Origin of the sequence: Fibrobacter sp. UWB7 (assembly GCF_900142945.1) — a bacterium.
Lineage (GTDB): Bacteria > Fibrobacterota > Fibrobacteria > Fibrobacterales > Fibrobacteraceae > Fibrobacter.
On record NZ_FRCO01000001.1, the window covers coordinates 583044 to 607774 of the forward strand.

The window sequence follows — 24731 nt, forward strand, 5'->3', positions numbered from 1 at the left end:
AGCTACGCCGTTACGGCTTCAGATTCTACGGTTTCAAAACGCACGACCTGATTGCGACCGCCATCCTTCGCCTTGTAGAGCGCCTGGTCAGCATTGTTCACAGCCTTCTTCATGTCCGTAAATTCCGGTTCCACAAGGAAGGCGCCAATGCTAACCGTCACGCGGAGCGGGTCCGTCAAGTGCACGTTGAATTCGAGCTTGCCCACCGCCTTGCGGATGCGTTCTGCCGTTTCAATCATGCCTTCCGGAGTCGTATCGATAAGCGCCACCACAAATTCTTCGCCGCCATAGCGAGCCACGACATCAATTTCCTTGCGGATTTCACCGCTAATCGCCGTAGCTATTCCCTTGATGACTTCGTCACCAACCGGGTGTCCATACGTATCGTTCACGTTCTTGAAGTGGTCAATGTCCATCATCAAGACGCCAATATTATACTTCTTGCGGTCAGCGCGAATCTTTTCGGTGCGGAGCGTTTCTTGCAGAGAGCGATGGTTCATGAGCCCGGTAAGGCCGTCGCGCGTGGCAAGGTCCTTGTCCTTTTCAACCTGACGGGCACGGGCGTAAGCAAAGCCTGCGACACCCGCAAATGCCTTGAGGAGTTTCTTTTCGTGATCCTGATAGCGGTTCGTGTAACGGCTTTCAAGGCAAATGGCAAGTTCAGCCGTTTTCGCTTCGGGTTCCGAAGCCACCGGCATTACAAACAACTGACGCAATTCCATATTGCGCTTTTCAGAATCGTTCAAACGAGGCACGTAATCGGTATATCCCGACGTAAACGAACGGAACACCGGACGGTTCCTCATGAGAGCAAGAACAAAGATGCCCTTATCGGACAACGTAAATTTCTTATTGGCAAACTGCTCGGAATCCACACCCACGCAGTAGACCACACGACCGACACCTTCATCCAGCCTATCCATAGCGAGAATCGTCAAGCGGTCAAACGGAATGTTTTCCTTGACGTATTCGAACATCTGCTTGTAAATGTCCTTGACCGTCATCGTCTGGAAGAACTTACGCTGGTAGCGGTAAAGCGTACTGAACTGTTGCTGTTCGATGTAGTTCTGCGCCGAGGCATAGCTCTTGAAACTGACCATGTACATCGCATGCGAAATGAACGTAAGAGCTTGGGCTTCTGCAGCAGTAAACGCATTCGGGTGCAAGGAGTCCACCAAGATGATTCCCAGGCGGCGTTCTTCGCGATCCAAGAGCGGCACACCGACCAAGGAGCGGATCATTCGATTTTCAATGTAGTACGGGAGGCGCTTGCCGACAAGCAAATCGCCTTCCAAAATGCGAGAGACTTCCGGGCGCAAAAGCTGGCTCAAGATGCCCATGTTCTCGGTAATCTTAGCTCCCGTATCGATGCAGTTCGGGATATCGCTCTGGAACGTTCTCAAACGGAACTCGGTTGCACTACCGCCATTCGTAAAAATCGTAATCGTGTTAGCCTGCGGCATCAACACCTTGAGGCAACGCAACATATCGCCAAACGCCTTGTCGACATCCGCATTAGCACGGGACCAGATCTGGTTCACACGGAGCGAGGAATTCGGTTCATTGGTATCCATCTTGACATCGTTCGTAAACTCGTTACGAATATCCGGAGACACAACCGGAGTAAGCGCCGTCGAACGCTTGTTCTTGATCACAGGAATAACAGTCGTGCCATTCGGGAGACTTGGACGGTTCATGATGGCAAGTGAAAACGCAACGACAGCAAAGGGGGTAAGGAAAAGGAACATGCCCCCCTGAAAAGCAAGACCTATTAACGCACCAGCGACGACAAACAATATCTCAGATACGGACATACAACCCTCTACAAGCGGAATGATCTATATAACATGACAAATGCGAGACTGGCATAAATAAAGTGACTGTTCCACGCCGCCCAGAACGGCGACAGAGCCCCGTTTTCACCCATTTTAAGTCCAATCCTCTCTAGAATATAATAGCTAAAAACAAGCAACAAGCCAACACCAAATTTCTGGGAGAGGCCCCCAGAACGGCTATACCGGTGGCAAAGCGCAGCCCCTATCAAAAGGACAATCAGGTTCATCCAGTGTGCAGAATACTTAAACTGGAGCGCCGTCTCCATCGCACGGGTATCTTCACCTGAACGGCGAAGCACATTGATACGGGCAATGACCATCTTGGAGTCCATTTCGTCGGCAAGCTGCCTTTCGTTAATCAAGTCATTCGGGTGCGTACTGACCTTGCCCTTCATGTTTGCAAAACGGACCGGGAAAACCTGAACGGAACCATCCTTTTTGAACTTGCGGTGGAACCCGTTTTCGAACCTCCAGAATCCATCACCAGTCACAGAATCTTTTACGATCCAGCGGATGGCACGAACATCGTAACGTTCGACCAGACGCCCTTGCTCGCGGATCAGGAGAACCACATCTCGCCCGACTTTACTTTTGCCCGAGTAATGCTTGAAGAACCAGCTATTCTTTTCACTATCAATAAACGTAAAGTCCTGTTTTTCCTTGATGCGCGGGTTCTTACGCTTTTGCGCGTTGGTTTCCATGATTTCAAAGCGCTTGTGGTTTGCATCCGGGAGCCAATGTTCACTCATTTCGTACGAGCCAATCGACATGAGGATGCCCAAGAAGAATATCGGCATTAGCGTCTTGAACGGACTTTGGCCCGAGCTCTGCATCGCACACATTTCGAGGTGGCGCGCCATATTGCCCACCGATGCTAGGACCGCAATAAACAGAGCGACCGGGGTGATCAAGTACAAAATATACGGAAGGTAGCTCAAGTAGTAATCGGTCACCGCCTTCATCTCTCGGGCAGACCAGGTCTTGATATTACCGACAAAGTCAATTACCACAAAGATAAGGACTGCACCGCAGACCACGATGAGGAACATCTTCAAAAAATTCCAGATAAGGTATCTTGAAAATTTCATCCGAACCTCTTCGTGATTTTACCAAAGAATCGACCAATCTTCCTAAAGAAGCGGGAAATTTTGGAATCGCCCGAGAAGCGGTCGCGAATCATCGCACGCGTCAGGAATATGCCGAATATGCCGATAATGATATTCGAAATCCACATGGCAAGTTCCGGAGAGACCACCAGGCGGTCGGCAAGGTTTTCGCCACCGATAAGGCAAATCCAGTAGATGACAAAGAACGCAAGGCTATAGAGAATGCCTGTGCCAATGCCACCCTTGCGCGCCATGATTCCAAGCGGAGCGCCGATCAGCACGAACACAAAGCATGCAAAAGCGGTGCTGAACTTTTTGTGGATTTCAACCATGTACTGGGCGGCACGCTTGAGTTCGCCTTCCATGCGCCCCCAGGCACGTTCTGTGGCACGGAGCGAAGCCGTTTCCTGCACGCGAACTTTACGGAGGCTCTGCACAATCTGCATCGAATCGCCCAAAGGAAGTCCCTTGACGTCAGCCGAGAGAACGCTATCGCCATCGACAAAATCACGGATGCGAAGGAGAGTCGGCAAGCGGCGGGTCTTGGCTTGCACTGCTGCCGTATCGTAGTTCTTACGGGCTTCCGTCACCACGTCCCACATCATTTCGACAGGCATTTCGCGGTCACTGCGGTAACTGCGGCTGCGGCGTTCCAAGCGGTCATCCACATTCTGCATCGCAAGATCCTGCGAGAAGAATCGGATGCGGAAGTAGTTATCGGCATCATCCGGATCGACGAGATGCGTTTCGCCACTGCGGAGGCGGAGCATGAGAGTCGCACCGTTGTCCACATAGTCCATCGAGGCGCTATCGGCATAGACAATACGCGGAGCGCCCTTCTTTTCCATTTCGAAAATCTGGATCCCGTACAAGGTTCCCGACACGGGGTCAATTCGGTTTACCCAAAGTTGCACGCCGGGGAACTGCGTAATCAGGCGCCCGGCATCAATAAACACGTGCGGTTTCTTGCGCGACACCGCATTCATGAGTTCCACAGACCTATGGTTTGCCTCCGGGAGCACCCAGTTATTGAACACGACCATCAAGACAGAGAGAAGCAGCGCCACAAGCAACACCGGGCGCATCAGCGACAAAGGCGATATGCCTGCTGCCTTGACCGCCGTAATTTCCTGGTCGCCAGACATTCTGCCAAACGTCATGAGGCTTGCGACAAGCACCGCCATCGGGATCGACAGCGAAAGCATCCACGCCAAGTTGAGCACAAAAATTTCAAGAACTGTAGATGTAGGCAATCCCTTGGACAACACATTGTCCAAGATTTTGACCAAAAAGTCAACTACAAACAAAAAAGTAATGCCAAAGAGCGACGCCAAAAAAGGGGCAATTAGCTCTTTCAAGACATAGCGGACTAAAATCATTTTTCTCTAGAGTCGTTTTTTTCTACTTTACAGCGTGAAAGTTAGAATTAACCAAAGAAAAAAAATGAAAAAAGTTTTCAAGTATACCCTGTTCGTTCCTTTTTTCCTTTATATGGCAACTGTGATGGGTTGTTCTTCGACCTCCAACAAAAAAATGACCCACACGGAATGGTGCAAAACGCGCTACGAAGCCGCCGAAGAACTCTACAAGGCAAAAAAATACGGCAGAGCCACCGAAAAACTCGAAGAAATCCTTTCTACCTGCGCCGGTTCCGGATACATGGAACAAGCCCAGTTCTTGCTTGCCGAAAGCCGTTTCAACCTGGAGCAGTGGATTGAAGCCCGTGGCGAATACGGAAGCTTTATCGTAAACTTCCCGGGTTCCCCGTTTGCTGAAACCGCCGAATTCCGCAAGGCAGTCTCTTCGTTCAACATGGAATACAAGATTGACCGCGACGAATCCAACACGACAACCGCCATGAAGGATTTCGAACGCTACTTGGCAAACCACCCGGAAACCCCGCTCCGCGACTCCGTCAACTACTATTACAACCTCCTCGTCGACCGCGTTGCCGAAAAGGAATTCCAGACGGGCCGCCTCTACTTGCGCATGGAAAAGCCGCAGGCAGCCGTCATCTACTTCAAGGAATTTTTGGAAACGTACCCCAAGGCAAAACGCCGCCAGGAAGTACTCTTCCTCATCTCCGACGCTTACACGGACCTCGACCAGTTTGAACCGGCAAGGCAGTACCTCGCCATCGCCCAGAACGAAGCCAGCGATGATCAGGACATTCAAAAGCGCGTGAAAAAGGCTGAAGCCAAAATCGCTAGCGCCGAAGAATCCTACGAAAAGCGCCTGAAGAAAGAATCTGAAAAGAAGCGCCTCCAGAAAGAAGAAAAGAAACTGGCTGAATAAGGCAACAGGATGAAATCGAAATCCGGAAAGATATTTTCACTTTTGGCATCTTTGCTGTTCTCTGCAAATGCCTTTGCTGCAAGTGAAGAAAAACTGGATCACGACAATTCCATCCTTTCTGTATTTGTACAGCCGTCGATTTCGTTCATCAGCTTTGAAGAACGAAAATACTTCCAGGAAGCCATCGATACCATTTATTACGGATTTAGGGCAGAAGCCGTTACCAGCGCCGAAACTCTAAACGTCGCTAAGCAGGATTTCCAAAAAGTGAACTTCTGCTTCCCGATTACGGCAGGTATCCAGTGGCAATTCATGGAAGACCAGTTTTTAAGCGCGGGCATCGGATTTATCTACGACAATGAATCAGTCGTCTTGACCGACCGCCGGAGCGGCACCCACAGTTACGAATACACGCTGCAGGGCATTCCGCTGTTCCTCGAATACCGCTTGGCACTCCCAAAGAACTTCATCACGCTCAGCACGGGCGGGCTCTTTAGCATAGCCGTCCGTTGGTACTGGGTGCTGCCGGGTACAGAAATCTACACGACCTGGGGCTACCTCGGTGCAGAAACTCCACTCCTTGGAGCAGGCTTTGGCGTAAGCGTGGGTTACCTTTTTGCAAGCTGGAAAAACTTCAAGCTTTATGGCGATATTGGGTTCAATTCCATTTCGGTGAAGTCAGACAAGAAGTTCTCGGACATCGTCCCGAACGGTCCGGAAGAAAAAGCTAAGTGGAACTTGGGTGGGATTCAGTTGCAAATCAGAGGTTCCTTTGGTTTCTGGAACAAGCCGGAACCCAAAGACGATGAAGATGATGACGACGATGACGATGGAGACAAGAAACCCAAAATCAAATTTATCGACGATACGAAAAAAGATTCTGTGAAGGTCGATTCAGTGAATGTCGCCGCACAGGATAGCGCAAAGATTGATACGAGCGTAGTTCGTGATACATCCGCAACGAAAGATTCCATTGGAATTGCAGATTCACGGAAAACTGCAGTGCAAGATTCAACTGCTGCACAAGATTCTTCATCTGCTGCTCAAGATTCCGCAAAAATCGACACAAGCGTTGTGCAGGATTCTGTTGGAACTGCGCTGGGAAATGCGCCGAAAAATACGCCCGCACCTCAAGACGCGCCTAAAAAGAGCGCGGATCCTGCAAACGTAAAATCAAAAGGTGACTGATGAGTTTTTGGCCGGGGGAAAAATTGCGTTATGCAGAAACGCATTTTAAGTTCAAGCTACCCTGGTCGCTCCTTTACAAGCCGTGGCCCGAAATTATTTTCGATGCGCCGTTCCAGTTTGTGCCAGGCATCGAACCTTACCTCTGGATTGTCGTGCGCGATGCAGACCATTTCCCGACAACCATTAAAAGTGCGGAAATCGTTTTAAAAACGCGAGCACAAGATGCGCAACAAGATGCGTTGCAATTACAAGACGTGCCACAGCCGGACATCATCATTTGCAAAGAATTGAATATCGAAGTCCGCGAGCAGATGAAATTCATTCCGCTTGCGCTCGGAAAAATCCCAGCAGGCTTGTACGAAGCCCATTGCAAATTGACCGTCGAACGCGAAGGCAAATCGCAAACGTTTGAACGTTGGAACTTGCCAAGACTCAAGCATGTTCCGCTCCGCTTTAAAGTCTTGAACGAGATGCCACCCATCGCCCCCGGCTACGCCGCGGGCGAAATGCACTGCCACACGCATTACTCCGCAGACCATGTGGAATACGGCGCCACGCCCGAAGTCTTGCAGCTCGCCGCCAAAGCAGTCGGACTCGATTTTGTAAGCTGCACCGACCACGCCTACGATTTCGCCTTCACGCAAGAAGATTACACCAAGGAAGCGGACTCGCCAGTGCCTAGATTCCAGAAATTGCGCGAAGAGATTGCAGCGCTCCCAGTGAAAGATGAAAACGGCAACGACATGCCGCTCATGCTCGCAGGCGAAGAAGTATCTGCCGGGAACAGCAAAGGAGAGAATGTACACATGACTGTCCTCGCCCCCGAAGGTTACCTCCCGGGGCTCGGCGACTGCGGCCGCTATTGGCTTGAAAACAGACCAACGCGTAGCATCAAGCAAATCCTGAACATGACCGAAGCGCACTGCTTCGCAGCGCACCCGTTCCAGCAAATGGGAATGTTGGAAAAGTTCGTGTTCCGTCGCGGTTACTGGAAGCCCGAAGATTTGCAGTTGAAAAACAAGCACTCTATTCGCGGACTGCAATTCTGGAACGGCATCCGCGATGAAGGTTTCAAGCTCGGTCGAGAATTTTGGATAAATGAGTTAGGCAAAGGCAATTATCTGCTCCCCATCGGCGGAAACGATGCCCACGGCGACTTGAACAGCATGACCGCCGTTGACTTACCGCTCATTTCGCTCAAGCACACCCGTGCGCATACCTTCGGAAATGTCCGCACTGTTATAAAGTTAGACGAGAGAACGGGCGAAGCCCTACAGACGAGAGACGTGCTCTCGCTTGCAGACATTAACGCAGCGTTCGCCGCAGACAACTGCTACATCACGGACGGTCCTGCCCTCTGGTGGGAACGCGACAACAACGGAATCACGTTCCACGCCCGCAGCAACAAAGAGACCGGCGGTGGCTTCCGCTACGTCCGCATTTACGGTCGCCGCATACAGCCAAACGGCAAGCTCGCCCCCGAAGAAGAAGTCATGATCGGGAGCCAAGTCGCAACTCCCGACCACGCCGACATTACGGTCGCGACACTCGGCTTTGCCTACGTCCGCGCCGAATGTGAAACGGCAACCGGCAAATTTGCGCTCACCTCGGCAGCAAAGTTGCTCTAACAGCGTTTCAAAAAATTCCTTAAGTATTTGTTTTTGAAACGTTTGTATGTTATCTTTTGAATAGATAGCGAATCTATTTGAGCTAATTTTAGCTCTCTGGGTTTGTTTGAGGTAAATTTCCTTTTTTGGCACGGAGTTTGCATTTAAGGAAAAGTTTCCAAAAATCAGGAAGGTTGCCATGCCACACTTTATGTCGCCCATGATTCGCCGCAGGCCATCCGCCGAAGAATCGCGCTCAGCCTCTGCAAATCAAGAGTCCGCGCAACCTTCAATTGTACAAAGCATCGATTTTTCACAGCCAACACAGCCTTCGACTGAACAAAGCGCCGAGCAATCCGCGCCGTCCAAAGAACAGCAACAGATTCCGCCCGATGTCCGCGTGAGCGAAGGCGGTTTCAGGCAAATCCGCGACGAGAGTCTCGTGCTTTTGTCGCAAGGCATTACGCACCGCATCGAACGCTCCGAAGAAGGTCCGTTCCAGATTTTTGTGGAGCCCGAAAAACGCCGCATGGCACAATTCCAAATTCGTCTTTACCACCACGAAAATCCACCGCGCGACGAGAATCCGCCCCTCCCGCTAAAGCTTACGCTACACCCGCTTTGGGTGCTTGCCATTCCCATCATTTGCACGCTCTTAGATTTTTCTGACATCTCCGTTCAAATGCACAATTCAGGCATTGCCGATGCCTCCAAAATTCTACGCGGAGAATGGTGGCGCACGATTACTGCCATGACGCTCCATGCCGACAGCCGCCATCTCGGGAGTAACCTCGTATCGGGATTTCTCGCTTTGAGCCTATTGCACTACCGCATCCCACTTGCAAAGCTCGTGCCTTTCCTAGCGGTCGCCAGTGCCGTTGCCAACTTCTTCGTAGCGCTTACCGTGCAAACAAGCTTCCGTTCGCTCGGCTTTTCCGGCTTCGTTTTTGCAACCATCGGTTGCCTCGCCGTCATCGAGTTCCGTCTCATGCCGCGCGAAACGCACGGCATGCTCCGTCGCTTTGCGCCGCTCTGCGGCGCCGCCTCGCTTGCCGTATTCCTCGGTCTTGGCGAAAACGCAGACATCCTCGGTCACTTTTACGGTTTTATAGCGGGCCTGCTTTGCGGATTCATCCCCACAAAAAAGACGCTCCGCTGGGGAGCGCCTACTACAGCCGCCGACATCTTTGGAGTCCTCGCCTACTACGCATTGTTCGCCGTAGGCTGGGCACTCGCCATTTAACAACAGACCTACAGTGTAGGCACAGCTTTTGCATTCTTGTCGTTTAGCTTTTTCAATTCAATAAAGAACTTTTCAACGACCTGTTTCTGGATGCGTTTCTGTTCTTCTTCAGTAAAATTGTGATTGCGCGTACGAAATTCTACAGCGAGCTGATCGCACTTCGCCTCGTCGTACTCGTGCGTTTCGCACTTGATTCCGCTATCAACCACATCGTTCACAAACTTTTCCGGGGAATCTCCACATGCAGTGAATGACACAGCAGCAACGGTTAAAGCCCATAAAAAGAATTTCATGGCGCACCCTCCCTTTTTAGGTTGTGTATAATATCAATATACTCTTTAAAAGCGCGCCCGTTTGTAAATTGATTTTTAAGGAATCTAAAACCATAAAAAAAATCCGTCCCCAATAAGGAGACGGACTTAAATTTTTCAAAAATCAGCGATTAGAGAGCGGCGAGGAACTTGCGAGCCTTGTCAGCAAAAGCGCGGTTGTCGCCATAAATCTGGAGGAGACGTTCGGCAGTAGCCTTAGCCTTGTCGCTTGCACCAAGCTGCTGGTACACGAGAGTGAGCTTCCACATGGCATCTGCAACCATCGGGACCTCGTCAGCCGGTTCGTCCTTCTGATAGCGGTCTTCCTTGTCGCCGGTGCGCTTGCCGTATTCAGCAATGTACTTTTCGAGGAAGTTTGCAGCAGCGGAGAAGTCACCCTTTTCCATCTTCACAGCGGCAAGACCGTGCATGGCAGCCGAACGGACGAGAGCCACGGAACCAGCGTTGTCAAGAGCATTCTGGAAGAGGAGAGCAGCACCATCAAAGTCCTTCTTTTCAAACTTGATGTTACCAGCGAGGAGGGATGCCTTAGCGAGAGCAAGACCTTCAAGCTTGCCAGAAGCAATCTTGCCTTCGAATTCCACGAGAGCGCTATCCTTTTCGTTCGCATAGAGATAGGTAAGACCCACGCCGATAAGTTCGCTCTGTTCGGCAGCAGCGACCTTGCGAGCTTCCTTATACTGGACAATGCCAGCAATAATTGCGAAGAGGACGACAAACGCTACAGCGATCTTGGTGCCATGGTTGACAAAGAACGCTTTAAGTTCAGAATTATTGTTATTAGATTCGTTAGCCATATGTTAAGCTTCCATGTTTAAAATTTTCTCGTAGACCAATCATAGAAAAAAAAATAAAGGTTGTCAGTAAATCTTGACAAGAAATCATTGTTTTACTATCTTTGTCTTCGCTCGCCGCTCTAGCTCAGCTGGTAGAGCAGCTGATTCGTAATCAGCAGGTCGGCAGTTCAAATCTGCTGGGCGGCTCGAAAGACTCCTCGGACACAAGTCCGGGGAGTTTTTTTCATGTCATTCCCTCCTCCGAGCTCTTTGACTACTTGCAGCTCTGCTGCTTAGTAGTCATGATCCGCGTATGGGGAGGGAATCTCCTTTTATATACCAGAGCCTTTTTGTAAGATTTTCAGCAAAAATGCGAGTCTTGCGAAATGCGCCCTAAATAACTAAATTTGTCGCTCTATGAATCCGAATGGCGCAATCATTGTACAAAGTAACCTCGAAATTATGGTCGAGGTCGATAATCCTAACTACACCACCGCACGTGATGCAATCGCCCCTTTTACGGAGCTTGTCAAAAGCCCGGAGCATCTGCACACTTATAAGATTTCTCATTTGAGCTTGTGGAACGCCGCCGCAACAGGCCTGCGCGCTCCCGAAGTCCTCGAACGCTTGGACAGCCAGAGCCGTTACCCCGTGCCGCCGACCGTCGTGACCGAAATCGAAGACTACATGGCTCGTTACGGTTTACTTCGTTTGAAAAAAGAAGACGACCGCTTGTTGATGGAATCTGATGATAAATTAATGTTCCTTGAAATTTGCAAGCTCAAGGACGTTGAACCTTTTATTATCGAGCACATTGACGACACGCACGTCGTTGTTGACCCGGAACGCCGTGGTCACTTGAAGATGGTCCTTACCAACGCAGGTTTCCCGGTCGAAGACTTGGCTGGTTATACCGTTGGCGACCCGCTCCCCATCCAGCTCCGCGAAACAACCGTTTCCGGCAAGCCGTTCAAGCTCCGCGATTACCAGAAGGACGCCGCACAGGTGTTCTACGCAAGCGGTAGCGAAAAGGGCGGTTCCGGTGTGATCGTTCTCCCCTGCGGTTCCGGTAAGACTGTGATTGGCCTTGCCACGATGGCTTTGGTACAAACTAAAACTTTGATTTTGACTCCGAACATTTCGTCTTCCCGCCAGTGGATCCGCGAAATCTGCGACAAGACAAACCTCACGCTCGACCAGGTCAAGGAATACTCCGGTGAAGTCAAGGAAATCGGTCCAGTGACGGTTGCCACTTACCAGATTTTGACGCAACGCAAGCGCGCCAAGAAGGGCGACGAAAACAAGGAAGGCAAGGAACCGGAAATGACCGAAGAAGAGGTCAAGAAGGAACTCGCCAACTTCCCGCTCTTTAGCCAGGAAAAGTGGGGCCTCATGATTTACGACGAAGTCCACTTGCTCCCGGCTCCGGTGTTCCGCTTGAGTACCGAAATGCAGGCCACTCGCCGCTTGGGCCTTACGGCAACGCTCGTCCGTGAAGACCACAAGGAAACTGAAGTGTTTAGCTTAATCGGACCGAAAAAGTTCGACATTCCTTGGCGCATTTTGGAAGCCCAAGGCTGGATTGCCACCGCTGACTGTAACGAAATCCGCATCCCGATGGATCCGGAACTCAAGATGAAGTACGCTCTTGCTCCGGTGCGCGACAAGATCACGCTCGCGAGCACGAACCCCGAAAAGACGGACATTGTCGAACGCTTGCTCAAGTACTTCAGCAAGCCGGATGACCGCGTACTCATCATCGGCCAGTACATCGACCAGCTCGAAGCGCTCTCCGAAGACTTGCAGATTCCGCTGATTACCGGCAAGACGCCGAACAAGGAACGCGAAAAGCTTTACGGAGCCTTCCGTTCGGGCGCGCAGAAGAACCTCATGGTCTCGAAGGTCGGTAACTTCGCTATCGACTTGCCGGACGCCAACGTACTTATCCAAATTTCGGGTACGTTCGGTAGCCGTCAGGAAGAAGCCCAGCGCCTCGGCCGTGTATTGCGCCCGAAGAGCGACGGCGGCGCCGCCCACTTCTACAGCATCGTGACGCAGGATTCCAAGGAACAGGAATTCGCCATGAACCGCCAGCTGTTCCTCACGGAACAGGGCTATGCCTATAAAATCATCAAGCGTGGCGACTGGGATATTCTTATGAGATCTCCCGAAGAGCTCGCCGCACGCCCGTAGTCTCGTTTGAAGCTTCGGCGTCATTCCTTTTCAAGGCTTGACTGGGGCGCCTCGGTAATGAGAATGCAAGCATTCTCGCTACTCTCGGCTTCTACGTCATTCTGAGCAGCGAATAGCCGCGAAGAATCCAGTCCAAGTCTCGCATGTAAAAAGGCTCCGCCACTGCGGAGCCTTTTTTGCATTGCCAAGTCTTTACTTCACAGCGATTCTTGCGATACGAACCATGCTGTTGCTTTCGACTCGTACAAGGTAATTACCCTTGTTCAAATGAGCGAGACTAATGCTCTTTGCGCCATTCACAGATTCTGCAAACGTTTCGACCAGATGACCGGTCAAGTCGAACACTTGCACACGCACCATCGAAGATGTGGGCACCGCAATCGTCAGCGCATTGTTTGCATAGCCAAACTTCACGCTGTTCATCGCCACAGTCACAATCTTAGTAGTCTTTTCGCTCGAAGAGGATTCGGCCTTTTCGCTAGAGCTGGACTTTGCAGAGCTAGACGAAGACTTCGCGGAACTCGAAGAGGACTTGTCATTCTTGCCGGAGCTAGAAGACTGAGTCTTTGCTGAACTAGACGAAGACATCGAATCGCTAGACTTAACCGAGCTGGAGGACGATTTATCATCCTTTTTGCTAGAGCTTGAAGACTTCACACTGGAACTAGATTCTTCGACAGAGCTGCTAGACTTTGCAGAACTTGAAGAGGAAACCACAGAGCTCGAGGAATTATCGGTCGATGCCAAAACGTTAATTTTACCGCTTACAGTCGTTTTTTCTGAATGGACATCCGTTATTTCAAACGTATAAACATATTCTTTGGCAGCCATTCCAGATTTCACAGTTCCATAAATCTTAACTTGCTTTTTTTCTTTATCTTGTTCCACTTTCAAATCTTCGGGAATGCCGCTCCCTTTCGCAGAAAGCATGTGGTCATATTGATAAACAATCGGGGTAATCGCTTCACCGGCAACAACCGTTTGGTCATCACTACCTTCGACAAGTTCAAACTTCAGTTCCACAGGAGTGACATTAATTGTCGCCTTTGCACTCGCATTGTTGTCGGCACCAGTGACTGTAAGCACAACTTCATACGGACCCTTAGCATTTTCTTCAACCAGCCCTGTAATAGTCACCGTATTACCATCTTTTTTAAGCCCGTAACCACCCGGGAAATTCGTAAGCTCAAGATTAGAGCCATGTTCTACCTTGAAAACAATCGGCTCGATCGAATCGCCGGCGGTCACCGTCTGCGTTTCATTTTCAACAACAGATACACTCGTCACGACAGACTTATGAATCACATCAACGTTTGCAAAAGCGGTATCATTGTTATTTTCACCAATTGCAATAACTCTTATCGTGTATAATCCACCCTTCAAATTCTCATCGACAGTTCCACTGTACGTGAGCTTATTTTCTTCTACACTACGCGCAAACGATCCTTTTAACGATCCTTCGAACTTAAATGAAGATAAACTTTCATCGACATGAACATTTGCAAACTCGAACACGACAGGCTCAATCTCATTGCCCGCCAGGACTTCCTGTCTTGCTTTTTCACTAACAAGTTTTATTGATGTGCGAGCCTTGCCACTTTTCACAACAATCGTTCCCGACAAGCTCTTTTCATCGCCTTGGTCGTTCTTAACAGTGACTTTGTATTCATAATCACCAGACATTACATCGCTATTTACAGAGCCGACAATCATGATTTTATGTTTTTTTTCATCAATATTCTTTACAAGTCCAGACGGGAGTCCACTCACGCTATAACTTGTTAATCCCTCGTAATCGAAAACGATAGGTGTAATAGACTTACCCGCAGTGACTTCCTGATTCACGTCACCGCTACTTTTATTCCATTTTAAAGATAACGTTTCTTCTTTTTCCAGCACAGTGAACTTGAACTCAGTCTTGGCGAACTTGCCATCAGCGTCTTTGACGACGATAAAAGCAGTGTACGTACCAGCGGAAATATCATCCCTCATCTCTCCCGCAATTTCACAAGCGGGCCCCTTAATCCACCTTTTCGACAAGCCAAAATTTTCCAAAAAGTTCGTCGATGAATATTCTGGTACAGCATCTTCGGCAAGGCCAGTATTTTCATATAGAATCGTAATCGGCTTAATTTCATCGCCAGCATACACGGTCTGGGTAAGTTCCCCTGACAGAACCTGTTGCGTGATCTTTTCCGAAGCTACGTAAGTTTCAGCGGCATTTGCTACCGCAAAGAACAAGGCAAAAGCCAACGCCATGATTTTTTTCATATAGCCCTCCATTTTTCGCCCCTAAAAGGGCCAAGGTCACCTACTAAATTGCAAATATAAAAATATTGAAAGAGCCGCATTCCCTGCGGCTCCATTCCGATTACTTTCCGAGCAATCTGTGGTTCACGTGCGCTTCGACGACATTCACCACGTAGTCCCCCAGCTTTTCGCAGTCGTTCACCACATCCATGTAATGCACGCCAATCTGGTAGCTGTAGCGCTGCGCATTGATATCTTCGATATTCAAGTCCTTGAGCATCTTGCGGTAATCGTTGATTTCAAATTCAAGCGTCATCGTATTCGAAGCCTTCGTATGCGGCTTGTCCTCGATAACATCCACCATCTGCACCAGCGCCTGGTCGCAAAGTTTCATCATGTTTTCTATGCGGCTGTACTGTTCCTCGGTAAAATCTTCCTCAAGATGGAACTTGCGGTTGATGGCGCGAGCCATGTTGTAGCAAGCATCGCCGATACTTTCGATTTCAGATATTTCCTTCTGCATGCACTGCAACATCGTCTTACTTTCGATACTCAAGCGACCGCCGCTGACCTTGTTCAAGTATTCACCAATTTCAATTTCAAATCTGTCGCTGATACCTTCGTACTTTTCGATGCGGGCAAACAGCTTTACAAAGTCCTCTTCATTTTTCATCTTGAGGAGGTCCGGCAAGAATCGGAACATTTCAAGGGTGCGTTCTGCAAAAACATTAATTTCCTTGCGAGCTTCAAAGAGCGAAAGTTCGGCCGTACTCATGAGGCCACCGCTGATAAACTTGATGCGGAAATCTTCGCCGTCTTCCTTGTCCTTGATAATCTTGCAGATGAGCTTTTCCATCGGCTTGATGAACCAAATCAAAAGGAGCACGTTGCAAAGGTTGAATGCCGTATGGAATCCGGAAAGCGCATACGTCACACGAACGCTCGCCTGGGCGATTTCTTCTTGAGTTTGCGGCACAAATGTCGGATCGAAGCCAACCACATGGCAAACCATATTCACGAACGGGTTAAATACAATGAGAATCCACACCACGCCGAACACGTTAAAGAGCATGTGAGCCAAAGCCGCGCGCCTAGCCTGCGTACTTGCCGAAAGAGCCGCCAAGTTCGAAGTCACCGTCGTACCGATGTTTTCACCCATCACAAGTGCAATGCCCTGGTAAATCGGGAGCACGCCGCTACTGCAAAGGATAAGCGTAATGGCCATGATGGCTGCCGAAGACTGCACGCACATCGTGAGGATGCCGCCGAGCAAGAGGAACAAAAGCGTACTGAAAATGCCCCAGCCACCCGTCGAGGCAAAGAAGTCGATAATCGCCTGGTTGTGCGACAAATCCATCGCCACGGCGTTTTCGCGGAGCGTCGTAAGGCCGAGGAACATAAAGGCAAAACCGAAAACAAATTCACCAAAGCTCTTCACGCTATTTTTGCGGACATACGTGAGCACGATTCCAAGCCCAAAGAACGGCCAAACAACGCTGCTCATGTTGAACTGGAATCCGAAAATCGACATGATCCACGCGGTCGCTGTCGTACCGATGTTTGCGCCCATAATCACGGGGATAGCCTGTTTCAGCGTCAAGAGTCCCGCGTTCACAAAGCTCACGGTCATCACAGTCGTTGCCGTCGAAGACTGCACGGCGGCGGTCACGAACGTACCGGTCAAAAGTCCGCCCACGCGATGCTTTGTCATAGTCCCAAGAACAGTACGGAGGTGTCCACCGGTAAGTTTCTGCAAGCCTTCACTCATCGTCTTCATGCCGAACATGAGGAGAGCAAGGCAACCTATCATTTTTAAAATAGCGAGTATCATACGACCTTAGTTGTTTTAGAAGATTTAAAATCAATTCTGACTTCGGTGCCGAATCCGACAGTCGATTTCAGATGTATTGCAGCATGATGGACTTCGGCAATGTGCTTGACAATGGAGAGTCCAAGGCCCGTGCCGCCAGTTTCCTTGGAACGGCTCTTGTCCACGCGGTAGAACCGTTCGAATATGCGGGACTGGCATTCTTCAGGAATTCCAATGCCCGTATCTTTCACGACAATGGCGTTTTCTTCAACGACGACAACGACCTTTCCGCCTTGTTCCGTGTAGCGGATGGAGTTGTCCACCAAGTTGAAAATCATTTCGAAAAGCAATTTCGAATTTCCTGTAATTTCGGAATTGCGGTTGCCGTCAAGCGAAAGCTGGATATTTTTCTTGTTCGCATTCAGCATCAAGCCTTCGATACAGCTCTGAGCCAGATTCCAAAGGTTGATTTCTTCGTTGAGGTCCAAAGGTTCGCTTTCACGGTCATTGAGCTTGGAAAGTGTAATGATATCGTTGGCAATCGACTGGAGGCGTTTCGCTTCCTTGTGAATCTTGCCTGCAAAAATCTTGACGTCTTCGGGTTTCGCCATGCCGCTTTCAATCAGTTCCGCATAGCCCGAAATGGAGGTCAGCGGAGTCTTCAGTTCGTGCGAAGCGTTCGCAGTAAACTCATCCTTCAAGTGCGAGATTTTCTGCTTTTCGTTCGAAAGCTGCTCAATCGTCAATTGCAATTCGAGATCCTGCTTGCGGATAGTATTGACGAGCGGCTCAATTTCCTTGTACACGTTCTCGATATTCATCCATTCGGGAGTGCCTAACTGGTCCACGAGCTTCCGAAGCGGGCTGATAAACGCACGGCTAAGCCCAATCGCAATCAGAATCGCCGCCGCGACAACCGCCGCAAACAAGGCAATCAGGTAAGGCATCGTCTTTGAATAGGCTTGCTGCAAATTCGCCTGACGCATCCCCAAGCGCAAGACATTGCCGTCTTTCAGTCGCTTTGCAAAATAAAACGCCTTGGCCTGCAAGGTAGAAGAATAGCGGAGGTCTTCGCCAAAGCCCTTTTCCATCGCATCGAATACTTCTTCGCGATTGTAATGGTTTTCCATTTCGGCGGCTTTCGCATCGCTATCGTAAATGATTTTACCGGTCGAATCGATCAACGTGATTCGCAAGTCGGCACTAGCAAACCGTGCCAAATTTTGCGGTTTGCTTTCGAGCGATTCGTCAATGTAGGCAGTTTCGATCAACCGCAGGTTTTCACGCAAGTGGACCTTGAGCTGGTCCGCCATTTCGTCTTCGAAGACTCGCACCGTAAAAAATACAGCCAAGAGGGCGGCAATGACACCCATATAAATCAAGCTGTATCGTATACGGTCTTTCATTGCGCTTTATACCCGACGTTACGTATAGTTTGAATGATTGACCCTTGCTCGCCCAGTTTTTGTCGGAGCGTCTTAATGTGCATATCGACGGTCCGCGTGTCCATCTTGAAATCGATACCCCAGATTTTTTCCAAAATCTGTTGCCTTGAATAGACAACCCCCGGGTGCGACAAGAGCAATTTCAGAAGTTCGTATTCCTTGTACGTCAATTCCACATTGTCGCCGCCAGCCACCACGGTGTGTTTTGCCTCATCGAGCGTAACGCCATCCAGCGAAATAACTTTCGATTCTTCGGCTTCAAGATTTATACTCGATCGACGGAGCAACGCCTTGACACGCGAAACAAACTCCAAAATGCCAAAGGGTTTTGCAATATAGTCATCGGCCCCCAAATCAAGGCCCTTGACCTTGTCCAGCTCGGAGCCCTTGGCCGTCAGCATGATGACCGGGACGTTCCTAGTGCTTTCCTGAGCACGGAGACGCTTTAAAATGCTAAGACCGTCTTCGCCGGGGAGCATAATGTCCAAAATGAACAAATCCGGAACGCAGACTTTGACCTCTTCATCCAGCTTTTTAGCACAATCGAATGCACTAACTTCAAAGCCACTGCTCCTAAGTGCATAGGCTTCCATTTCGCGGATTTCAAGATCGTCTTCTACAATGTATATCATACCTAAAATATACGATTTTAGCAAATATCAAGATAAAAAGTCCATCGAAGGAATGCAATGGCAAAAGCAAAGACTTCGCAAAGGTTTTATTTACACTTTACACAGATTTTACAAACGGAAGACGCCCAGTCGAGGCCGGACATGACAACGAAAAAGCCGGCACTAAGGCCGGCATGATAATCATCTTCGTCATCCTCACGAAGGTGAGGACCTAGCGCAATTACACAGAGAGTCTTCTGTTGGCGTGGGCTTCGACCACGTTCACAATGTAGTCGCCCAGCTTTTCGCAGTCGTTCACGATATCCATGTAATGAACTCCAATCTGGTAGCTGTACTTCTGCGATTCAATATCCGCCACGTTCTTTTCCTTGAGGAGCTTGCGGTAATCGTTGATTTCGTTCTCGAAATTCAGCGTGCGGTTCACATCGATTTGCGGGACATCGTTCAAAACGCCGATCATGTGCGTCATAGCGTTGTCGCAGAGTTGCATCAAATGCTTGATGTGTTCGAGCTGGTCTTGCGTAAATTCGCCCTTGCACCTGAACTTGCGATTGATAGCACGAGCCATGTTGTAGCAAGCGTCGCCCATGCTCTCGATTTCAGAAATTTCCTTAAGCATGCACTGCAAAGCGGTCTTACTTTCCGGGCTCAAGCGGCCCTCGCCCACCTTGTTCAGGTAATCGCCAATTTCGATTTCCATGTTGTCGCTGATGCCTTCGTACTTTTCGATGCGGGCGAAGAGCTTCACAAAATCGTTCTCGTTCTTCATGGCCAAAAGGTCCGGCACAAAGTGGAACATCTTCTGCGTACGCACGGCAAACAAGCTGATTTCCTTGCGGGCTTCGAGGAGCGAAAGTTCAGGCGTACCCATCAAGCCAGAGCTAATGAAGTGCAAGCGGGAGTCTTCTTCTTCATCGGAATTCTTCGGTTTGATCACGCGGCACACGAACTTTTCGATGTACTTGATGAACCAAATCTGGAGGAACGTGTTAGAGACGTTGAATGCGGAGTGGAACGTGGCGAGCACCACGGAAATCTTCGCGAGGTTAGCGGCATAGCCTTCGTCGCCCGGACGGATGCCAAGATCAAAGCCGACCACATGGCAAACGGCGCCGAGGAACCACTTGAGCACAATCACCACCCAAATCACACCGATAACGTTAATCGTGAAGTGAGCGAGAGCGGCACGGCGGGCCTGCGTATTGGCCGAGAGTGCCACAATGTTTGCCGTAATCGTCGTACCGATGTTTTCGCCAAGCACAAGCATAATGCCCTGGTCAATATGCAAAACGCCGGTTGAGCAAAGAATCATCGTAATGGCCATGATAGCAGCGGAAGACTGCACGCAAAGCGTAAGCACCGTACCCATCACAAGGAAGAACAACGAATTGAAGAAGTTCGGATCGCTAAAGCGGGCAAAGAAAGCACTGATCGAAGCGCTTGCCGCCGGGTCCTGCACCACAGCAAAGCCAGTTTCCTTAAGTGTCGTAAGGCCCAAAAAGAGGAATCCAACACCGAACAGGAAATCGCCCACAACGCGTTTCTTGTTCATGTACACAAGGATAATGCCGATGAAAAACGCCGGGTAGACAAAGTTTGCGATGTTGAACGAGAATCCAAGGCTCATGATCCATGCAGTCACGGTCGTACCGATGTGGGCACCGAGAATAATCGAAATCGCCTGCATGAGCGTTAAAAGCCCCGCATTTACAAAAGAGACCGTCATCAACGTGGTGGCGGTCGAACTCTGCACAGAGGCAGTCACAAACATACCGGTGAGCATACCCGTAAAACGGTTCGTGGTCATCGTGCCGAGAACATGTCTCAGCTGCGGACCAGCCATTTTCTGCAAGGCTTCGCTCATCGACTTCATGCCGAACATGAGGAGAGCCAAGCAACCCAACATTTTAAGAGCCATCCAGGCCATATAGTTTTATTCCTATGTTGCGCCACTACCGGATCATCGTCGCTGCCGTTCAGCTAGTTCGGACTCATGGCGGTGAATTGTTATTTGTAAAACAAATGTAAAGTATATAAAGACGATGTAAAATATAGAAAAAGCAATGTAAAATTCGCGGTCAAAAAACAAGAGAGCCCCGGTCGTGTTGAACCGGGGACAACGAGCAATGAGCGGCGGAACCGCAGTTATTAGTTGTTAGTTGGTAGAACTTAGAGCATAGAAGGTGTAAAACACCCTCCAGAGCGACAAAGTCTTTTTCCTCTACTAATGCACGCTCACAACATGCACAAGCGAGCCGCAGCGGACGATGTATCGGCCTGCCCTCGGGACTGCAACATTCACCGACGGACCATGCGCACGGACGGACTTCACCAAGCGCCCCTGCATATCCATCACGAGCACCGGTCGATTTTCAGAAAGACCAGAAACCGCAATGTCACGGGCAACCACCTGGACATTCAACGGAGCAACCTTCGCCATCACCGGAGTCGGAATCGCCACGGGACCTTCGCCACTACCCGAGCCCGCCTCAGCAAGCACAACCGTTTCCTTATAGCCCACAACATACGGCACATCCGAATCGCCAAAAGAATCCTTCACCACCGATTCTGCACAAGCCGAAGTCGTATCGTAAGCAAATACCGGCAAACATCCGTTATCCACCCACGGGGCCGACAAGTATCTCGAGGATTCCTGCGAAATTGACGCAAACTTCATCTTTTCAAAGTTCAGCGCCTTAATCAAAGTGTCACGACGAATTGCATTTTCTGCCACAGCCCCCAAAGCCTGATAATCCGCAAAATTTGCGCCATAGAAAATATCAGACAAGTCGTTGGAGCCCGTCACTTCATAAGCCACATTGGCAACTTTATCCCCCGACAAAACATCCACATACGAATACGCATTCGAAATAATCGAAGTATCCATTGTAGCAATAAACCCGCCCGTTACCGATTTCGGAGACTCGTTCTTAACTCCGCCCCTATTATAAACGGTCTGCAAGACAACACCCTTGCTCTTACCGACAATACCGCCAGCATAAGCCTCCTCAGCAGCCGCCTTCACCGTTACCGGACCGTAGTTAAACAAATTGGACACTGAAGTCGTCACAGAATATATCTTCTGAGCCGGAACGTAATAGATATACCCGTAAGCACGACCTTCTATACCACCGGCGTAAACCGTCTTTCCAGAAAGCGCATGCACGCGTCCCCAGTTACCGCTATCCGTAACCCTCGTCGAATCATGGCTACCGATAATACCACCCACAGAGAGGATCCCCGCCACAGAAGCTCCTTCCACCAAGCCCGTATTGAACACGCTGCTTACCGTCGCCTTATGCGAGTAACCTGCAATGCCGCCACCCGAAACAGAACTTTCCCCGGAAACAAGAACCATGCCCGTATTGGTATTTTTACCAACATACGCCGGATCGCTATTTAAGACCTTATAAGCATAGCCCACAATACCGCCAGCAACGCGTCCGTAAACTCTACCCGAATTGTTCAAATTCTGTAGCACGCCATAAGATTCGCCTGCGATACCACCTGCAATATTCGTAGACATGACTGTCGTGTTCTCGTTCTTGGAATTCATCAGAACTCCATACGACATGCCCTGATTGTAAGCCACGATTCCACCGACAGATTCTCCGCCACGCACAAGGCTATTGCGGACCGTCACGTTCCTAATGCAACCGCCATTCTTAATTGCAACCGCAGCCGCAGATGTTCCATAATCGTTTTCAAAACGGCTATTCGCAATCGTCAAGTTTTCAACAATCGAATTCGTATCCACGCAGAAGAACATCGCACGCGTCATGTTGAGTCCATAAATCGTGTGATTCTGACCATCAAAATTCATCTTAAAGCAACGACCGCTCGTATCGATAGAGGTCTTGCGCATCGAAAGGTGCACAGAATCCGCCCCCATCACAATATCGTTTGATAACTGGACCTTGAACTTCTTGTAGCCAAAAGACGTACCCGCCTCAAGCAATGTCGTGAGTTCTTCCGCCGTTGAAATCGTGTAAACGACAGTATCATCTACAACCTTCGATGTCGGGAACGCATATTGTTGTACATCAAAGTAAATCGAATCATTTTTGTACAAGCTATCAAACGAAAGCACCGGATACCCGCCACGGCGCACCCACAATTTGCGGTCCGCAACGGCGCCCGCTTCCGTATTCAAAAGCACAAGCATCTCATCGCTTTGCAATTCAGAAGTTTTCTTTTCGCTCTCCGGATAATCTAGTTTTTCATTGTAATTTTTGCCCGCCGCCTTAACGCCAACAAGAGTCTTGTCGAAATAAGTATTACGCGGAGCATCGATATCAAGAGCATAACCAACGACACCGCCCACAGAATCGCCCTTAAGACTCGGAGATGCGCTATACGCATTTGCCACATAAGCAGACGGATAACGGCTGAGTCCTAAGATTCCGCCAACATAGCTATCGCCATAAGAAAGCTTGCCCTCCGCCAAAAGTTTTCCACGGTTGTAGACATCGCTAATCACGACAGCATTGCAGTATCCGGTAATACCGCCCACGTTCAAAGCTTCGGATTCACTCGACGTATCGGCAACAACACCCGTTACATCACCATAGTTAAACGACTGACGCAATCCCGGTTCTTTCAAGAAGGGGCCTTCCATCGAACCGACGACACCGCCCACATGCGTACGGAACGTTCCACTACCATAGACGTCACCGCGATTTCTGAGTTTAGTCAAGCCATTCGAGTAAACATGCAATTCGGTCCAACCGATATTACCGCCAACATACGTTTCGGTCAACTTGCCAAAGCCATAAGCCGTAACAGAGCCACGATTAAGCGCATTCGTCAGGCTCGCCTTATCGGACTCGCCCACAATACCGCCGACCATGAGTTTGCCCTTTTCAATCCTGTTGTCAAGAACACCAAGCACATTCCCTGCATTCAAGAAATCGCGATTGTCGCTAGACTGATCCACATGCAGCAAGTGCGCCCCCGCAATGCCACCGACAACAGCAATCGAAGACCAAAAAGATTTTGCAGTATCTGATGCAAAGAGCACCTTAGCCGTAACTTTTCCATAGTTCTGGAGATTTTCCATGTTTCCAAGAACAGAGCCCGCAATGCCACCCGCATATGTCTGCATATACGGAGATTCAATTTCAACATCGCCATGGTTGACGCAACTTGCGATAGCCGTACCACGACCCGTTTTAGAGTAACCTGCAATACCGCCAATGTAGACATCGCTATTAGGGTCATTCTCTTTCAGCGAATCATTCGCAAAGTAAACACGAGCTGAATTAGTACTGCCCAAGATTCGCCCTGCAGCAAAACCTGCAATACCGCCCACGTAACCATTTGCACTAACAGAACCGCCAACAACATTGCTATTGAGAATCATGGCATAACGTCCGTCATCTTCAGAAACGCTCGACATGTAGGCCGCAATGCCACCCGCATAATAAAGCGCCCGGACATCCGTATTATAAACATTCACGTTCCAGATGCGGGCATGCAAATGTTCCGCAATCGCAGCTGCAGACACCGCCGAATCACTACCGAACGAGCTATTCGCCACATTAAAATCGTGAACAGAACCCGCACTCGTGCCGACCAAGCCAAACAAAGCATGTTCTGCATTTACGCCATAGACCGTATGCCCACGGCCATCGAAATCGCCTACAAAATATTCTTCTCGATCGCGATTTTTCCATCTTTTATCACTAAGCTTGGATGTATCGGCACCAAAAACAATATCATTTTTCAAATAAGCCTTGATATTCTCTTTGCCCGTATTCGCAGTAGTCACAGAATCCAGGAAGCCAATCAATTCTTCAGGGGATGTGATTTCATAAAATTTTTGACCATTCTCGGTCACAACTTTCGGCACCTTCGCCGAGCCATTCCACGCCGCGAACGAAACTTGAGCCAGAACAGCAACCCCCATGGCTACCGCAGTATAAAACTTTTGGTGCATAAACACTCCTGCCAAATTACCTATAAGCTATAATATACAAAATATATTACGGACAAAAAAAGCCCGACCAGGAATAAAACC

16 protein-coding genes and 1 tRNA gene are annotated in these 24731 nt (G+C 49.5%); 6 read left to right on the forward strand and 11 right to left on the reverse strand.

What is annotated here, in order from left to right:
• Window positions 1–2 precede the first annotated feature (2 nt).
• Genes BUC30_RS02440 through BUC30_RS02450 form a run of 3 tightly spaced genes read right to left on the reverse strand, consistent with a single transcriptional unit; the run spans window position 3 to window position 4320 of the window.
• The gene (locus tag BUC30_RS02440; RefSeq protein WP_073423364.1) at window positions 3–1814 is read right to left on the reverse strand and encodes a sensor domain-containing diguanylate cyclase; all 1812 of its coding nucleotides are present in this window, start codon (window positions 1812–1814) and stop codon (window positions 3–5) included.
• A gap of 8 nt (window positions 1815–1822) precedes the next feature.
• Complete coding sequence (locus BUC30_RS02445) at window positions 1823–2923, reverse strand: LptF/LptG family permease (protein WP_073423365.1); 1101 nt, start codon at window positions 2921–2923, stop codon at window positions 1823–1825.
• Entirely contained in the window at window positions 2920–4320 is a 1401-nt protein-coding gene (locus BUC30_RS02450) for an LptF/LptG family permease (RefSeq protein ID WP_073423366.1), read from the reverse strand. Before BUC30_RS02450 ends, BUC30_RS02445 begins: the two co-directional genes overlap by 4 nt.
• Window positions 4321–4384: 64 nt before the next feature.
• Between BUC30_RS02450 and bamD the strand changes: the two genes are divergently transcribed.
• From bamD to BUC30_RS02470, 4 genes are all read left to right on the forward strand, one after another.
• A complete protein-coding gene (gene bamD / locus BUC30_RS02455; RefSeq protein WP_073423367.1) occupies window positions 4385–5236 on the forward strand; it encodes an outer membrane protein assembly factor BamD in 852 nt (283 codons plus the stop codon).
• 9 nt (window positions 5237–5245) lie between these two features.
• Window positions 5246–6424 (forward strand): hypothetical protein, encoded by a 1179-nt coding sequence (locus tag BUC30_RS02460; RefSeq protein WP_073423368.1) that lies wholly within the window; start codon window positions 5246–5248, stop codon window positions 6422–6424.
• Window positions 6424–8052 carry a CehA/McbA family metallohydrolase domain-containing protein gene (locus BUC30_RS02465; protein WP_073423369.1) on the forward strand — a complete coding sequence of 543 codons (1629 nt, stop codon included), beginning with the start codon at window positions 6424–6426 and terminating at the stop codon, window positions 8050–8052. The genes BUC30_RS02460 and BUC30_RS02465 overlap by 1 nt, the downstream gene beginning before the upstream one ends.
• Before the next feature lie 178 nt (window positions 8053–8230).
• Entirely contained in the window at window positions 8231–9274 is a 1044-nt protein-coding gene (locus tag BUC30_RS02470; RefSeq protein WP_073423370.1) for a rhomboid family intramembrane serine protease, read from the forward strand.
• A gap of 8 nt (window positions 9275–9282) precedes the next feature.
• On the opposite strand, the gene BUC30_RS02475 is transcribed toward BUC30_RS02470, so the two are convergent.
• Together BUC30_RS02475 and BUC30_RS02480 are read right to left on the reverse strand one after the other, a co-directional pair.
• On the reverse strand, window positions 9283–9567 hold the full coding sequence (locus BUC30_RS02475) for a hypothetical protein (protein ID WP_073423371.1): 285 nt from the start codon (window positions 9565–9567) through the stop codon (window positions 9283–9285).
• A gap of 149 nt (window positions 9568–9716) precedes the next feature.
• Complete coding sequence (locus tag BUC30_RS02480) at window positions 9717–10403, reverse strand: tetratricopeptide repeat protein (RefSeq protein WP_073423372.1); 687 nt, start codon at window positions 10401–10403, stop codon at window positions 9717–9719.
• 113 nt (window positions 10404–10516) lie between these two features.
• On the opposite strand from BUC30_RS02480, the gene BUC30_RS02485 reads away from it, so the two are divergent.
• Window positions 10517–10589 (forward strand) — tRNA-Thr (locus BUC30_RS02485).
• 210 nt (window positions 10590–10799) lie between these two features.
• Window positions 10800–12575 carry a DNA repair helicase XPB gene (locus BUC30_RS02490; RefSeq protein WP_073423373.1) on the forward strand — a complete coding sequence of 592 codons (1776 nt, stop codon included), beginning with the start codon at window positions 10800–10802 and terminating at the stop codon, window positions 12573–12575.
• Window positions 12576–12767: 192 nt separating this feature from the next.
• Here the strand turns inward: BUC30_RS02490 and BUC30_RS02495 are convergent, their stop codons facing one another.
• The 6 genes from BUC30_RS02495 to BUC30_RS02520 form a co-directional block, all read right to left on the reverse strand.
• The gene (locus BUC30_RS02495; RefSeq protein WP_244536451.1) at window positions 12768–14846 is read right to left on the reverse strand and encodes a T9SS type A sorting domain-containing protein; all 2079 of its coding nucleotides are present in this window, start codon (window positions 14844–14846) and stop codon (window positions 12768–12770) included.
• 100 nt (window positions 14847–14946) lie between these two features.
• Window positions 14947–16656, reverse strand: coding sequence for a Na/Pi cotransporter family protein (locus tag BUC30_RS02500; RefSeq protein WP_073423374.1), 1710 nt, complete (start codon window positions 16654–16656; stop codon window positions 14947–14949).
• Complete coding sequence (locus BUC30_RS02505) at window positions 16653–18041, reverse strand: sensor histidine kinase (RefSeq protein ID WP_073423375.1); 1389 nt, start codon at window positions 18039–18041, stop codon at window positions 16653–16655. The genes BUC30_RS02500 and BUC30_RS02505 overlap by 4 nt, the downstream gene beginning before the upstream one ends.
• A complete protein-coding gene (locus BUC30_RS02510; protein ID WP_072827532.1) occupies window positions 18038–18712 on the reverse strand; it encodes a winged helix-turn-helix domain-containing protein in 675 nt (224 codons plus the stop codon). Before BUC30_RS02510 ends, BUC30_RS02505 begins: the two co-directional genes overlap by 4 nt.
• Window positions 18713–18932: 220 nt before the next feature.
• A complete protein-coding gene (locus tag BUC30_RS02515; RefSeq protein WP_073423376.1) occupies window positions 18933–20639 on the reverse strand; it encodes a Na/Pi cotransporter family protein in 1707 nt (568 codons plus the stop codon).
• A gap of 297 nt (window positions 20640–20936) precedes the next feature.
• Window positions 20937–24650, reverse strand: a complete 3714-nt coding sequence (locus BUC30_RS02520; protein WP_073423377.1) for a peptidase A26 — start codon at window positions 24648–24650, stop codon at window positions 20937–20939.
• Window positions 24651–24731: the final 81 nt, after the last annotated feature.